The following is a 14,260-nucleotide window of genomic DNA, read 5'->3' on the forward strand; positions in this document are numbered from 1 at the left end:
TTAATAATGCCAATACTTACCTATAACGGTCAACAATATCCGCTTCATACTGAAAAAACACTGCTTGAGAATTTAGAGTCTCAAGCAGTTTCGGTTGAATTCCACTGTCGAGAAGGCCATTGTGGTGCTTGTCGTTCAAAATTAATTTCAGGAAAAGTTACTTACAGCCAGTTTCCAATGGCTTATTTGAGAGGCGACGAAGTCTTACTTTGCTGTAGTAAAAGTGAAGAAAATATCACTATTGATGCCCCCTAACCTCTATTTTTTGACTAAAAATCATAAAACAAATGTGAACTAAAGTACTGCACACTTCTCAATATAAAAAATATAACAATCCATTACTAAAGAGGTAATGAGATAATTAATAAATGATATTTTTTGTACTTTAGACACGGAAGTTTAATTCGGCATGATGCTGAGATCACTTACTCAACTTACCTTTACAATATTAATAACACTATTTGCTGTGGTGGTTTTTTCACAACCTAACTTTAGTGATGGTTATGAAGCGGCCAAATCAGGCAATGCTAAAAAAGCAGTTAAAATATGGCAGCCTCTTGCACAGAAAGGAGATACTGCAGCACAATACTCACTCGCTTGGATGTATGAAAGTGGGCAAGGCATTCAGCAAGATAATAAAAAAGCAGCCTATTGGTATCGAAAGTCAGCTGAAAAAGGTAATAGTGCCGCACAGTTTGTATTAGCGACTATGTATGCAAAAGGTAAAGGGGTAAAACAAGATAACCTCAAAGCTTTAAGGCTTTTCAAACTTGCAGCAAAGCAAGGTGATGCCATCTCACAATATCAAGTCGCTTATTATTATCACCATGGTATTGCTACAAAAATAGATTTTACAAAAGCAATTACTTGGTATCAAAAAGCTGCGCAACAGCATCATATATTAGCTCAAATCACTCTCGGCAATATGTATCTAACAGGTAAAGGAGTTATACAAGACCATAAAAAAGCAATCCAATGGTATGAGAGCGCCGCAAATCAAAAGAATGCTTTAGCACAATATCAATTAGCACATATGTATGAACATGCTTTTGGTACTAAACAAAATCACAATAAAGCGATTGAGTTATATACACTTTCTGCAAAAAATAGTCATTCACAAGCAGCCTATAAATTAGGTCTTATTTTTGAATCTGGAATAGGGACTGAAGTAGACTTTAAACAAGCTAACTTCTGGTACCGCAAAGCAGCACTACAAGGCAACGCTAATGCACAATTTAAATTAGGAAAGTTGTCAGAAGTTGGTAATGGCACAGAGAAAAATATACAAAGAGCAGTTGAATGGTACACAGAAGCCGCTCGTAGAGATCATGCGCAAGCCCATTATCAACTAGCGTATATTTATGAGCATGGTGATCAATATTCAACCAACATATCTAAAAATTTAACAAAAGCACTACAGCATTATCAGCAATCTTCAGCATTAAATAATCCACTAGCTCATGCAAAATTAGCTTATTTTTATGAGCATGGTATACAAACAAATGTAGATAAATCACAAGCAATTAGTTTGTATGAACAAGCGTCTCAGCCATGGGCAAAATTAAGATTAGAACACTTAAAAAAACATAAAAAGTGTTTAGAGACAGCAACGACACAATTATTTTCAGTGTTAATTCGATGCTCAAATAGATCGTTATTAAGTACAAAAATAAAGCAACAGTCAATTAAAGCACTTCAAGAAGATCCTCAATCCTGGTCTGATAGTTATTTTACGGGGGCCATTATTAAAGGTTCGAGTAAATTAATCATTAATTACACTCGAGAAGATGCATTTGCACAAGCAATGTACACATTTGTTGGTAGAAATGATCCCGAATTAATTGTCCGAATAAAAAATGATTTAAGTAAACGTTATGGTGAACCTGTCTCTAACAAAGGTAATGTGACAACAGGTCCAGCTAGCTTCCATTGGGTTTTAAAAGATAAAATCATAATTAATGTTTTCCGCGCATGGCCAGATACCACGACCTTTGTTGAATATGTTTACCCTGAACATTTCAATTTACAAAAGGTACAACAAAAACAATCTAACAATAAACTGTTTCTACCTCAAGAGTAGCAAGCAAGAGAGCCTTCCCTCCTATATCACTAGTTGTTTTTTAGTAAAAGTAATCAGGTTTCCCAAGGAGTAACAACTGTAGCTTTAATGCTAAGAGCATTAGCCATGGAAGTTGCCTCATGTGATATTGATAAGTGGCTTTTCTGCTGTCAGGGCTTTATTTATCTACTTTATTATCTTTGTTAGTAGCACATTTATTATTGTTACTTTTATTAGATAAGCAGCCAAAATGAAAAATAAAAAAGGGAGATGAATATATAGTATTCACCTCCCTTTCCTTCATATTGCATTATGACAAATACAATTAACTACTTTCTAAAAATAAAACTTAATCAACTTTATGTTCTAGGTAACCAAAAGCAGTTAACATTGCTTGCTCTTGAAACTTTTTAAGTCCTAATTCTACTGCTGTTGGTGAATTCTGCGCTTGTTTTAAACCTTGTTTGATGTAGTCAGGTGTTATCACTTGTACGTCAACACCTTGCATTAATTGCAATGCACCTTCAATTTTAAAACTTAATGTATGACCTGCAAATTTACCCTTTAAAGCACGTTGACGAATGATCACTTTATCAACTTGGTAATCTTTCATTAACTGTGCAAAATCAAATTGAAACTTTTTTAAAGGTTCAGTATTGATTGGATCGTTTAATGTTAGTTTTGTTGTGCGTACAGGAGGCACGTCATATAAACCATTTTTGTACTGCATGATTGCAATTACTGCTTCATTACCTGTTAACTCAACACCACATACTCTCATTTTTATTCCTCTTTTTATCACTTTATATCGCCGACAATTTGCCGACTTTTATTATTATCTTAACCTTGTATTACACGCTTTATCTATCGTATTAATACACTTAATGGCAATAGTATATTCGCCATAATAGAAAAGCCCTAATCAAAGATTAAGGCTTTTCTTGTAAATCGCTATACCACTAAATTAATTTACACTTTTGATTTGGAATGCATGCGTAAATTTATCATACGAATAGTAGCTCCAATACCTGCTAATACCTGATTAGCATTGACGCCACGAGTAGTAAATTGTTCATCACCATCAACCCAAGTAACAGAACATTCTGTTAATGCACTCGTTTGTCCACCAGGAGGAATACGTAATTGGTAATCGACTAATTCAGGAAAAATAAATTCATCTTTATCAAGAATTTTTGTCATCGCACCAATAAAGGCATCAAAACCACCATTACCACTACCACTGGTTTTATAAATTTGATCATTAACTCGAACGCGAATACTAACTGTCGACTCTAAGTCTAAACCAGAGTTAATAGAACAATTTAATAGTTCAACATGGTTGTATTCATTACGCTCTAATAACTCAGCAATAATAAAAGGAAGATCATCAGTGGTAATTGTGGCTTTTTGATCACCAAGGCGTACCACTCGTTGCAACAGTTTTTTCTGCTGATCAGCATCCAGAGAAATATCCATCTCTTCTAAGTTTTTAGCCAGAGAAGCTTTACCACTCATTTTCCCTAAAGCATAACTACGAGAACGAGCAAAACGTTCCGGAGTTAGAGCTGATATATATAATCCACCTTTTTTATCACCATCAGCATGAATACCACTGGTTTGAGTGAATACATCAGCACCAACAATCGGGGTATTATCTGCAATTCTTTTTCCTGAGAAATTCTCCACTAACTTACTTAAGTTGTGAATTTCAGACTCATCAATATTCACTTGTTTGCCAAGTTTATCTTTTAGTACCACTGCCACTTGAGATAAAGAAGCATTACCAGCTCGTTCACCTAAACAGTTCATTGTACAATGAATAGAAGACACCCCTGCTTTTACAGCATACATTGCATTAGCAGTAGCTAAGCCATAATCATTATGAGGATGGAAGTCGAATTTCAAGTTAGGAAAACGTGTCACCATATCATTTAAACTTTCAAACACTTCATCAGGTGACATCACGCCAAGTGTGTCTGGCAACATAAAGTGTGCAATATTTGCATCTGATAGTTTACTTAACATGTCATAGACATATTGTGGGCTATCTTTGTAACCATTAGACCAATCTTCTAAATAGATGTTAACTTTTAAACCTTGCTGCTGTGCATATTCAATCGTTTGCTTAACATCAGCTATATGCTCATCAAGCGTCTTTTTTAACTGTTCAGAGCAGTGTTTTAAACTACCTTTAGCTAACAGATTTAAAACCTGACCGCCTGTATCTTTTATCCAATCAACACTTAACGTGTGATCCACAAAACCTAATACTTCGATACGATCAACTAAGCCTTCTTTCGTTGCCCAAGTATTTAATTTAGTGACCCCTTCTTTCTCACCTTCAGAAACACGGGCAGAAGCAACTTCGATACGATCGATTTTAAGCTTTTGTAATAAAGCTTTCGCAAGGCTAACTTTCTCAGCAGGAGAAAATGAAACACCTTGAGTTTGCTCTCCATCGCGTAACGTTGTATCCATCAACTGCACAGTGACATTATTTTGTGTCATTGTTTACTCCACTTATGATCTTTAAGGTAAAAGCGTATTGCACTAATGATGAGTAGTTTACTGCAATAAGTTTTCGATAAAAAAGGCGCAACAGGTGCGCCTTTTAAATGATGTTTTTAAACTGTATTAATTAAGCGCTAGGCCATAACCACGGTAAGCGTTTTTTCTGTGCATTTTCATATGCAGAGATTTGCTCTTCATGTTTAAGTGTCCAAGCGATGTCATCAAGGCCTTCAAGTAATGATTCCTTACGGAATGCATCAACTTCAAAAGCAATTGAAAGACCACCTGGTGTTGTTACTTTTTGAGCTTCTAAATCAACAGTAAATTCAACACCTTCATTTCCTGCGATTTCAGCCATCAATTCAGCTAATTGCTCATCAGTTACGACGATTGGTAAAATACTGTTTTTAAAACAGTTACTGAAGAATATATCAGCAAAGCTAGTTGAAATAATAGTATTAAATCCATAATCAGCAATTGCCCATGGAGCATGCTCACGAGAAGAACCACAACCAAAGTTTTCACCAGCAACTAAAATTTTAGCACCTTGAAAAGCAGGTTTGTTTAATTCAAACTCAGGATTCGGTGTTACATTATCTGCAAGGTAACGCCAGTTATGAAATAAGTTAATACCAAAACCTGTACGTTCAACTTTTTTCATAAAGTTTTTTGGAATGATTTGATCCGTATCGACGTTACTACGATCCATTAACGCTGCGATACTTGTATGTTTAATATATGGTTGCATTATCTCGCCCCTATTTCCAATCTCGAATATCTACAAAGTGACCTGCAACTGATGCTGCAGCAGCCATTGCTGGTGATACAAGGTGAGTACGACCACCTTTACCTTGACGACCTTCGAAATTACGGTTTGAAGTAGATGCACTACGTTGACCGTCTTTTAATTCATCGCCGTTCATTGCTAGACACATTGAACAACCTGGATCACGCCATTCCCAACCTGCATCCATAAAGATCTTATCTAGTCCTTCTTCTTCTGCTTGTACTTTAACAGGGAAAGAACCAGGTACTGCAATTGCTTGAACGCCAGCAGCAACTTTTTTGCCTTTTAACAATTCAGCAGCAGCACGGAAGTCTTCAATACGACCATTTGTACAAGAACCAATAAATACGATATCGATATTAATATCAGTAATTTTTTGACCTGCATCTAATGCCATGTATTTAAGTGCGCTTGCACATGCTTGAGATTTAACTTCATTAGTGAAATCAGACGGTGAAGGAACAACACCAGTAACTGAGATAACTTGCTCTGGAGATGTACCCCAAGAAACTTGCGGTGCAATATCTTCAGCTTTAAGTTCAATCACAGCATCAAATTCAGCACCTTCGTCTGAAACAAGTGATTTCCAGTATTCAACAGCAACTGGCCAATCTTTACCTTTTGGTGCGAACTCTTTACCTTCAAGGTAATCAAATGTCACTTGATCTGGAGCAACAAGACCTGCACGAGCACCAGCTTCGATAGCCATATTACATAATGTCATACGACCTTCCATTGAAAGATCAGTAATTGTATTTCCTGCAAATTCCATTACGTAACCAGTACCGCCAGCAGTACCTGTTTTAGCAATGATTGCTAATGCAATATCTTTCGCAGTTGAAAAAGCAGGAAGTTTACCTTCTACTTTAACTAACATTGTTTTAGCTTTCTTCTGTTGTAACGTTTGTGTCGCCATCACGTGTTCAACTTCAGATGTACCAATACCAAACGCTAATGCACCAAATGCACCATGTGTTGCAGTATGGCTATCACCACAACAAACAACCATACCAGGATGAACAAAACCATGCTCAGGTACAACGATGTGAATAACACCATTTTGATTACTATTCATACCATAAAGATTAATTTCATTTTCTTCACAGTTTGCTGTCATCGTTTCAACTTGTTTTTTAGCGATAACATCAACAATATTGAAGCGGTCTTTTGTTGGTACACAGTGATCTATTGTACCTAGAATACTATGTACGTTACGTACTTTACGTTTTTGTAGACGAAGACCTTCAAAAGCCTGTGGGCTTGTTACTTCATGCATTAGGTGTCTATCAACAAACAAAAGCGGAGAGCCTGCTTCTGGTTCATGCACTAAGTTCGCATCCCAGATTTTTTCATACATTGTTCTAGTCATTGTTTCCCTTACCACGCTGTTACTTAAAATCTTGTTTACCGATCTAAACAAATTGATAATACGAATGATTATCAATAAGCAGATTGCGATGTATTTGTAAAGGTGCATTCTAATTGATCCAGAACAAACGCACAATATACGGACTTCAATTTATATAACTCAATTAAATATTTATGCAAAAAACAACAAATTTTATGCAAAAAAGTAGATTTAGCCTAAAACTGATTTAAGCAATATTTCAATAGAAAAAATATAACAATTTCCGTAAGATAGTCACATATATAATCCCGCTTTAGGTCTGCCAGTAATGCAATTTGAGATGATAACAACGCAAGAAAAATTAATTGAGTATGTTGCCACATTAGATAGCTCACCGATCTCTTTGGATACTGAGTTTGTACGCACCCGCACATTTTTTGCCAATTTAGGTTTACTGCAAGTTTCACAAAATAAAAGAATTGTATTAATCGACCCTATTTCAATTGGTGATATCACCTTATTTTGGCAGGCAATCGATAACAAACCTTGTATATTGCATGCGAGTAGTGAAGATTTAGAAATTATTAAGCAGCAAAAAGGTGATTTGAATATTAAGTTATTTGACACACAAGTAGCTTGTGCTTTCTTAAATCACGGTAACTCTTTAGGCTACGCTAAAATGGTTGAGTTAATGGAAGGCATTGTTTTAGATAAAGGGGAATCTCGTACCGATTGGTGTGCTCGCCCTCTGAGTGAGAAACAACAGCACTATGCTGCAGCCGATGTATTATATTTACAACCAAGTTTAGAAGTATTGCAGGTACAACTTGCAGAAAAAAAGATGACTGACTTTTTTGAGCAAGAATGCCAAATGATCCTTGACCAGAAAATGAAGCAGCAAAAACCAGACAACGCTTATAAAGCGCTCGATAACCTTTTTAAATTAGACAGACACAGCCTTGCAATCATTAAAGCATTAGCGAAATGGCGATTAGAAACAGCACAAGCACGTAACTTAGCGATTAACTTTGTAGTAAAAGCTGAACATTTATGGCTACTTGCCTATTATCAACCATCTTCTTTAAGTGACTTAAAACGCTTAAATTTATTACCCAATGAAATACGTATTCATGGTGAAAACATTTTATCTATTATTAAAGAAGTGAATAGCCAAGCCCCTGATACTTATCCTGCACTTATTTCTCGATTAGTCGATTTTCCTGATTATAAAAAAACACTTAAAAGTATGCGCGATAAAATAAAAGAGTGTGCAGAAAAATATGAACTACCTGTAGAGTTAATTGCCTCAAAGAGGATCATTAATGAATATTTAAGCTGGTCATGGAAATTAAATGATGAGCAGCGCCAAACAGCAAGTAAACCTAAACTATTAACTGGTTGGCGTTATGAGTTGATCGGGCATCAGTTTAAACATTAAATAATTTTGAATACAAAAAACGTAATAAAAGAGCCTATTGAATAAACAATAGCGCTCTTTATAATTTATGAATTAACTTCGCAATTAAAGCCTATTGTTTATCAGCATGCTTTTTTGCTTTCTCCTTCTTATCGCACTTTATCGAGTCAATGCATGCGAACAAAAACACCAGTATTAGATAAACCCTCTTGGTTAGAAAGTAGCAAAATCTATCTTGAAAAACGAGTTGCTATATTATTCTTTTTTGGCTTTTCTGCCGGATTACCTATCTTATTAGTTTTTTCCACACTTTCATTTTGGTTACGAGAAGCGGGTGTTAGCCGTGCAAGCATAGGTTTTTTTAGTTGGATAGCACTTGCTTATGCCTTTAAATGGGTATGGTCACCTTTTGTTGATCGATTATCTATTCCGATATTAACACAATGGCTTGGTCGTCGACGGGCTTGGTTATTACTCTCTCAAGTATCTATCACACTTGCTATCATTGGTATGGCAATGAGTGATCCACAACAAAATCTTACCTTATTTGCTATTTGCGCTTTAATTGTTGCTTATAGTTCTGCAACTCAAGACATTGTTATTGATGCTTTTCGAATTGAATCAGCACCAGAGAAATTTCAAGCCGCCATGGCTGCTGCTTATATGACAGGCTATCGTTTAGCCATGATCATGGCTGGAGCAGGCTCACTGGCTATTGCAGCTTGGTATAGTGACTCACAAGCTTATCAATTATCAGCTTGGTCCATTTCATACTTTGTTATGGCAGCTTGCATGGCAGTCGGTATTATCACCACTTTTGTTGCTGAAGAACCTAAATATAAAAGTACATTACAACTACCAACAGACCCTGAAGTACTAAAAGGCGAGCCTAAACCTTCCTTTGTCGTACGCTTTCGGGCTTGGTTAGAAATTGCAATTGTTGCGCCCTTCTCTGATTTTTTCCAGCGTTATGGCAAGCATGCACTACTTATATTATTACTCATTGGTACCTATCGTATTTCCGATATTGTAATGGGGATCATGGCCAACCCTTTTTATGTTGATATGGGCTATAGTAAAGGTGAAGTTGCTGCTATCTCTAAAGTTTTTGGGGTTATCATGACGTTAGCTGGCGCTGGTTTAGGGGGCATTTTATTAACTAGATATAGTACTTATAGCATTCTCTTTTTGGGGGCTTTTTTAGTTGTTGTCACTAATCTTATTTTTGCAGTACTAGCCTTTGTTGGTAAAGACTTAACCCTATTAACTTTAATTATTTCTATGGATAATATAAGTGCAGGAATCGCTACAACAGCTTTTATTACTTATATTTCAAAACTGACCAATATCGAATTTTCGGCTACTCAATATGCTCTTTTTAGTTCAATGATGTTATTGTTTCCAAAGTTTATCGCCGGTTTTTCTGGTGTTTATGTTGATAGTTTTGGTTATGTTAACTTCTTTGTCGCCTCTGCACTAATAGGTGTTCCGGTATTAGGTTTAATTATTGTATTAAAGAAAGTTATCGAGGAATAGTATGGATAAAAGACAGGGATTTACATTAATAGAACTCGTCCTCGTAATTGTGATTTTAGCAATTATGGCTGTCGTTGCTCTCCCTAAATTTATCAATATACAAGATGATGCCAAGCTATCTTCAATGAAAGCAATGCGTGCTGCTTTACTAAGTGCGGCAGATTTAGCACATATGCAAATTCAAATAAATCCTAATAATATTAGTGATGATAAAAAGAGTTTTACATTAAAAGATGGGCAATCTATTTTAATTCGAGGCGAATACGCAGATGGAAGATGGATAGGTGCTTTCGATAAGTTAGTACATATGGATCAAGTTACCTACTCGAATTCAGATGATTGCAATGATAAACCAACTAACTGGTGTGTCAGAGAACGAAGTACTCAATGGTTTAGTAATCGAGGTTATACAAGCAGTAGTGAAGGACGAGGATTTGTGATTTATCCTAAAGGCACAAATATAGAAGATCAGTGCATTGTTTATTATTTCACTCCTAATAAAGCGACTAGCATTGCCGATACATCCGGTAGAGGTATCAAACCTTATGCAAATATTGACACTACGGGTTGTTAATAAATAGTCTAAATAAAATAGCCCTCTATTCATTATAGAAAAAGAATAGATGGTCTAAAGATCTATCCGAAAAGACTTTCCTTTCTTATTCTAAATATAGGCTTTAAACAAAAGCTAAAGCGACAACATTAAAATACAGTATGTTATCGCTCTTCACTTTTTATTATTCCAACCACAGTAAATAGCTGATCTATTTTTTTATTAAAACAACTCACCACTTTGTTATATCTTTCATAAATGGAGTAATTATTTATGATATTTACGCCTAGCATTGAATTGTTTTTTCAGGGCACTTTTAGGACTACTATTATTTATGATTAGTAATATTAAGGTAAGTATCATAACGGCGCTTTATTTCTCGTACGTAAGTAACCGGCTCTTGCCCTCTTACATAACCATAACGAGCTTTAGCTGCATATTTAGGTTGAGACAATAACAACATAGCTTGTTCTACATGGTTAAACCAAATATCATCTCGCCACCCTTTCTGCCTTGCTAAACGCATCGCATCTCGGACATGCCCTGCACCTGCATTATAAGATGCTAACGTAAACCAAATAATTTCCGAATCAGGTATATTATCAGCTTGCATACGTTTACGAACCCAATCCATGTAACGAATACCTGCTTCAATCCCTTTTTCGGGATCATGCATATCTGAAATACCTAATTGCTGTGCAGTTCTAGGCATTACTTGAAATAAACCCTGTGCTCCTGCCATCGATTTTGCACTAGGATTAAAGCGACTTTCTTGATGCATTTGCGCAACTAATAAGCGCCAATCAAAATTAAATTCTTTTGCATGAACTTTGACAAGATCATCATAAGGTGACATGACACCCGTTTCAATTTCAGCAATATAACCTTTATATTGTTTATCTAAGCGTTTTTTGTTTTTGAAATATTTATTGTATATAACGTTATAAAACAGCCCTTTATAATGTTTCTTAAGGAACTTATCTATATACTTTAGTAATTCATCATTTCCTGCTTTAACGGCCCAACTTTGTGCTTTAGGCTCACCTAATGCCATAAATGATTGGATATCATCACGAAAAGTCATTTCAATATCGACAATATGACTATCAGCAATCGTCATTTCATATTGTTTATCACCTACAGCTTCAAGAATGGATTCAGTTTCCATATTTTCAGGTACAGCCACAAGCTTAAGGTTTTTAACTGTTTTTTGAAGATCAACTGCCGTACTCCAATAGGCACTAGAAGCTCGTGTATAAATCGTATGACCCGAGAGGTCTTCAGGTGTTTCAATGCCAGTGACTTGATCGCCACCAATCACCAATTCAGAGGCATAATGATAAGGGCGAGAAAAATCAATTCCTTTAGCTCTTCTAGATGCTGTTGGCGTTAAAAACCCTAAAGCAATATCAGCCTTATCTTCGATTAAATAATCCAATAATGCGACATTGTTAGGCGCCACAATTATTTCATAACGTAGCTTATGCTCTTTAGCAAAACGTTTAGCTAATTCATAATGAAAACCTAATAATTCTCCACGCCAAATATAATAAGATGAAAGGTTGTTACGAAGAACAAAACGAATGGTTCTAGTGGCTTTTATTTTTTTCCATTTATTTGCATAAAACTTATTTTGTGTCGCTGCTAGTTTTTGAGAGAAAAGAAAGTAGTTTAATTTTTTTTGAAGATTTTTATTACCCAGAGCAACAGCCCATGCGATATCGCGCTTTCCACTTGCTTGTAAACTTTGTTTAATATCATCACGGTAATCTAACGCTGCGTTAATTAGATTCTGATCTTGTATTGCTAAATCATATTCGCCGCTAGCAAGTCTGTCATATAAAACCTCAGTACTAATACTCGTATCAATGTAGCGTATACGCATTTTAGGATAAACTTTTTGTAGTCCTAATGCCGTCAATTCATAGCTTTTTCCCTTTTGAATGACCACCTCTCGACCATTTAGATCTTTACCACTCTTTAATTCTTTTGAATTCTTACCCATTAATAAGTATTCATTACTCTGAATAAAAGCTTCAGTAAAATTAGCTAATTTTTTACGTTGTTTAGTTACTGTTAGATTAGCAGCAATGACATCACCTTCACCGGCAGCAAGCTTAGTGAATAACTCATCAAATTGAGCCACTTTGATTTGTTCAAAATTCAAACCATGTAATTCAGCAAATTGTTGAAGGTATTGCACTTCAAGATCTTGAGGGTGAGCTGCACGAGGTAAATAAGTATCCCACCCAGCCCAGGTTAAGACTTTAAAGGAGGATTTATCTTCTGTTAAAGCAACCGCCATGGTAAATGGACTTATTACCGATAAACATAAGATTAAAAAACGAATAATAAACATAGATTTCCTTTCTATTTATATTAGTAATTAATAACTTTTGGTATTAGATAATGTTCAAGCAGTCATTACTAAAACCTATTCCATTGTTTTTCTAAGTAGTGAGCAGCAATAATAATGTATAAAAATATAAAGCGAATAAGATCATATGATGATCTGTAGTGGTATGATCTTATTAAGAAAGATATTCAATTGCAGCAAATATATAGCTTTGGTCACGTTAATTAGATTAAAGCTTCATTTTACTAACTACTAGCCTACAACATAAATCAATATTAGTCGTTAAATTATAATATCTGTACTTTAATGACCAAACAGTTACATCTAATAGTTCATTAATTTACTTATTTTAGATAGAAAGTAAATAAAAGCCTTTATCTTAAGTTATAAACTACAGCATCAGGCTGAGAATAATCTTTTATTTTTTAATATTTAACACTTTAAAACTCACTATTTAGCAATTATTTATGCCCCTTAGTTTGACATATTAAACAGTCACGGTAATCTTGCAGAAAATCAGAAAAAGAGAATACTCATGGCCCTTAAAAAACCTGAAAATATGCAATATGAAGAAGCAATTGGTGAACTTGAACAGATTGTTCAACACCTAGAGCAAGGTGACCTACCATTAGAAGAAGCATTAAAACAATTTGAACGAGGTATTTCATTAGCTCGTAGTAACAGCCAAAAATTACAACATGCACAACAACAGGTTAGCATTTTAATGCAAAATGATGTGCAAACACCTTTACAAGATTTTAAAGAATAGTTTTCTTATATTTCAATATTAAGCGGCCTACATGATCCAATTAACATCTGCAATGCAACAATACCAAGTGCGGGTAAATCAGCAACTTGAACAATATATTTATCATAGCAACCCGATTGCAGAAACCTTAAATGAAGCAATGGCTTATGGTGCTTTATTAGGTGGAAAACGAGTCAGACCTTTTTTAGTTTATGCAGTTGGTGAAATGCTCGGTAGTAAATTAGAAACCCTTGACCCTATTGCGGCATCTATTGAATGTATTCATGCCTATTCATTAATTCATGATGATTTACCCGCTATGGATGACGACGCTTTACGCCGAGGCAACCCTACTTGCCACATAAAATATAATGATGCGACGGCAATTTTAGCTGGAGATGCATTACAAACATTAGCCTTTGATATTTTATCCTCGGATATGGAAGCAATATTACCTAGAGCACAGCTAAAAATTATCAGTACTTTAGCAAAAGCGTCAGGGGAAAAAGGCATGTGTGCTGGGCAACTTCTCGACATAACAGCTGAAAATACAGCGATCTCTTTAAACCAGCTACAAAACATCCATAATGCTAAAACAGGTGCTTTGATCATCGCTGCTGTACAAATGGGCGCCTTAACCAAAAATAATATTGAAGAGCATGAATTTGTATTATTGACTCAATTTGCGACTGCAATCGGGTTAGCTTTTCAAGTACAAGACGACATCTTAGATGTTATTGGCAATACTGAAACACTAGGCAAACCACAAGGTTCAGATCAGCAATTAAATAAATCAACCTACCCAGCTTTATTAGGTTTAGAAGGCGCACAACAAAAAGCACATAGCTTATATCAAGAAGCACTTCATGCTTTATCACAATTGCCCTATAATACACAGTTACTTGAGTCGTTCGCTCATTACATCATCAAACGTGATAAATAAAT

Annotated in this window: 12 protein-coding genes; 7 read left to right on the top strand and 5 right to left on the bottom strand. The window is 35.4% G+C overall.

The window, feature by feature from the left end:
• Nucleotides 1–6: 6 nt before the first annotated feature.
• On the top strand, nt 7–255 hold the full coding sequence (yfaE, locus tag E2R68_RS07385; protein ID WP_134276938.1) for a class I ribonucleotide reductase maintenance protein YfaE: 249 nt from the start codon (nt 7–9) through the stop codon (nt 253–255).
• 154 nt (nt 256–409) lie between these two features.
• The gene (locus tag E2R68_RS07390) at nt 410–2,080 is read left to right on the top strand and encodes a tetratricopeptide repeat protein (protein WP_134276940.1); all 1,671 of its coding nucleotides are present in this window, start codon (nt 410–412) and stop codon (nt 2,078–2,080) included.
• Nucleotides 2,081–2,408: 328 nt separating this feature from the next.
• Here E2R68_RS07390 and E2R68_RS07395 read toward each other — a convergent pair whose 3' ends face one another.
• From E2R68_RS07395 to leuC, 4 genes are all read right to left on the bottom strand, one after another.
• Nucleotides 2,409–2,840, bottom strand: coding sequence for a DUF3010 family protein (locus E2R68_RS07395; protein WP_134276942.1), 432 nt, complete (start codon nt 2,838–2,840; stop codon nt 2,409–2,411).
• Nucleotides 2,841–3,028: 188 nt separating this feature from the next.
• Nucleotides 3,029–4,567, bottom strand: coding sequence for a hydroxymethylglutaryl-CoA lyase-like TIM-barrel protein (locus E2R68_RS07400; RefSeq protein ID WP_134276944.1), 1,539 nt, complete (start codon nt 4,565–4,567; stop codon nt 3,029–3,031).
• 130 nt (nt 4,568–4,697) lie between these two features.
• Nucleotides 4,698–5,318: a 3-isopropylmalate dehydratase small subunit gene (gene leuD, locus E2R68_RS07405; RefSeq protein ID WP_134276946.1), complete on the bottom strand. Its 621-nt coding sequence runs from the start codon at nt 5,316–5,318 to the stop codon at nt 4,698–4,700.
• A gap of 10 nt (nt 5,319–5,328) precedes the next feature.
• Nucleotides 5,329–6,726: a 3-isopropylmalate dehydratase large subunit gene (gene leuC / locus E2R68_RS07410; RefSeq protein WP_134276948.1), complete on the bottom strand. Its 1,398-nt coding sequence runs from the start codon at nt 6,724–6,726 to the stop codon at nt 5,329–5,331.
• Nucleotides 6,727–7,033: 307 nt separating this feature from the next.
• Here leuC and rnd point away from each other — a divergent pair, with 307 nt between their 5' ends.
• The 3 genes from rnd to E2R68_RS14200 all read left to right on the top strand — a co-directional run bounded on the left by rnd (nt 7,034) and on the right by E2R68_RS14200 (nt 10,232).
• Entirely contained in the window at nt 7,034–8,143 is a 1,110-nt protein-coding gene (rnd, locus tag E2R68_RS07415) for a ribonuclease D (RefSeq protein ID WP_134276950.1), read from the top strand.
• Between the two features lie 153 nt (nt 8,144–8,296).
• Nucleotides 8,297–9,658: an AmpG family muropeptide MFS transporter gene (locus E2R68_RS07420; protein ID WP_134276952.1), complete on the top strand. Its 1,362-nt coding sequence runs from the start codon at nt 8,297–8,299 to the stop codon at nt 9,656–9,658.
• A 1-nt stretch (nt 9,659) separates the two neighbouring features.
• Nucleotides 9,660–10,232, top strand: a complete 573-nt coding sequence (locus E2R68_RS14200) for a type II secretion system protein (RefSeq protein WP_134276953.1) — start codon at nt 9,660–9,662, stop codon at nt 10,230–10,232.
• Nucleotides 10,233–10,539: 307 nt separating this feature from the next.
• Here the strand turns inward: E2R68_RS14200 and E2R68_RS07430 are convergent, their stop codons facing one another.
• Nucleotides 10,540–12,570 carry a transporter substrate-binding domain-containing protein gene (locus tag E2R68_RS07430; protein WP_134276955.1) on the bottom strand — a complete coding sequence of 677 codons (2,031 nt, stop codon included), beginning with the start codon at nt 12,568–12,570 and terminating at the stop codon, nt 10,540–10,542.
• A gap of 532 nt (nt 12,571–13,102) precedes the next feature.
• On the opposite strand from E2R68_RS07430, the gene xseB reads away from it, so the two are divergent.
• A complete protein-coding gene (xseB, locus tag E2R68_RS07435) occupies nt 13,103–13,336 on the top strand; it encodes an exodeoxyribonuclease VII small subunit (protein ID WP_134276957.1) in 234 nt (77 codons plus the stop codon).
• 31 nt (nt 13,337–13,367) lie between these two features.
• Nucleotides 13,368–14,258: a (2E,6E)-farnesyl diphosphate synthase gene (gene ispA, locus E2R68_RS07440; protein WP_134276959.1), complete on the top strand. Its 891-nt coding sequence runs from the start codon at nt 13,368–13,370 to the stop codon at nt 14,256–14,258.
• Nucleotides 14,259–14,260: the final 2 nt, after the last annotated feature.

Source organism: Psychromonas algarum, from assembly GCF_004376845.1.
Classification (GTDB): domain Bacteria; phylum Pseudomonadota; class Gammaproteobacteria; order Enterobacterales; family Psychromonadaceae; genus Psychromonas.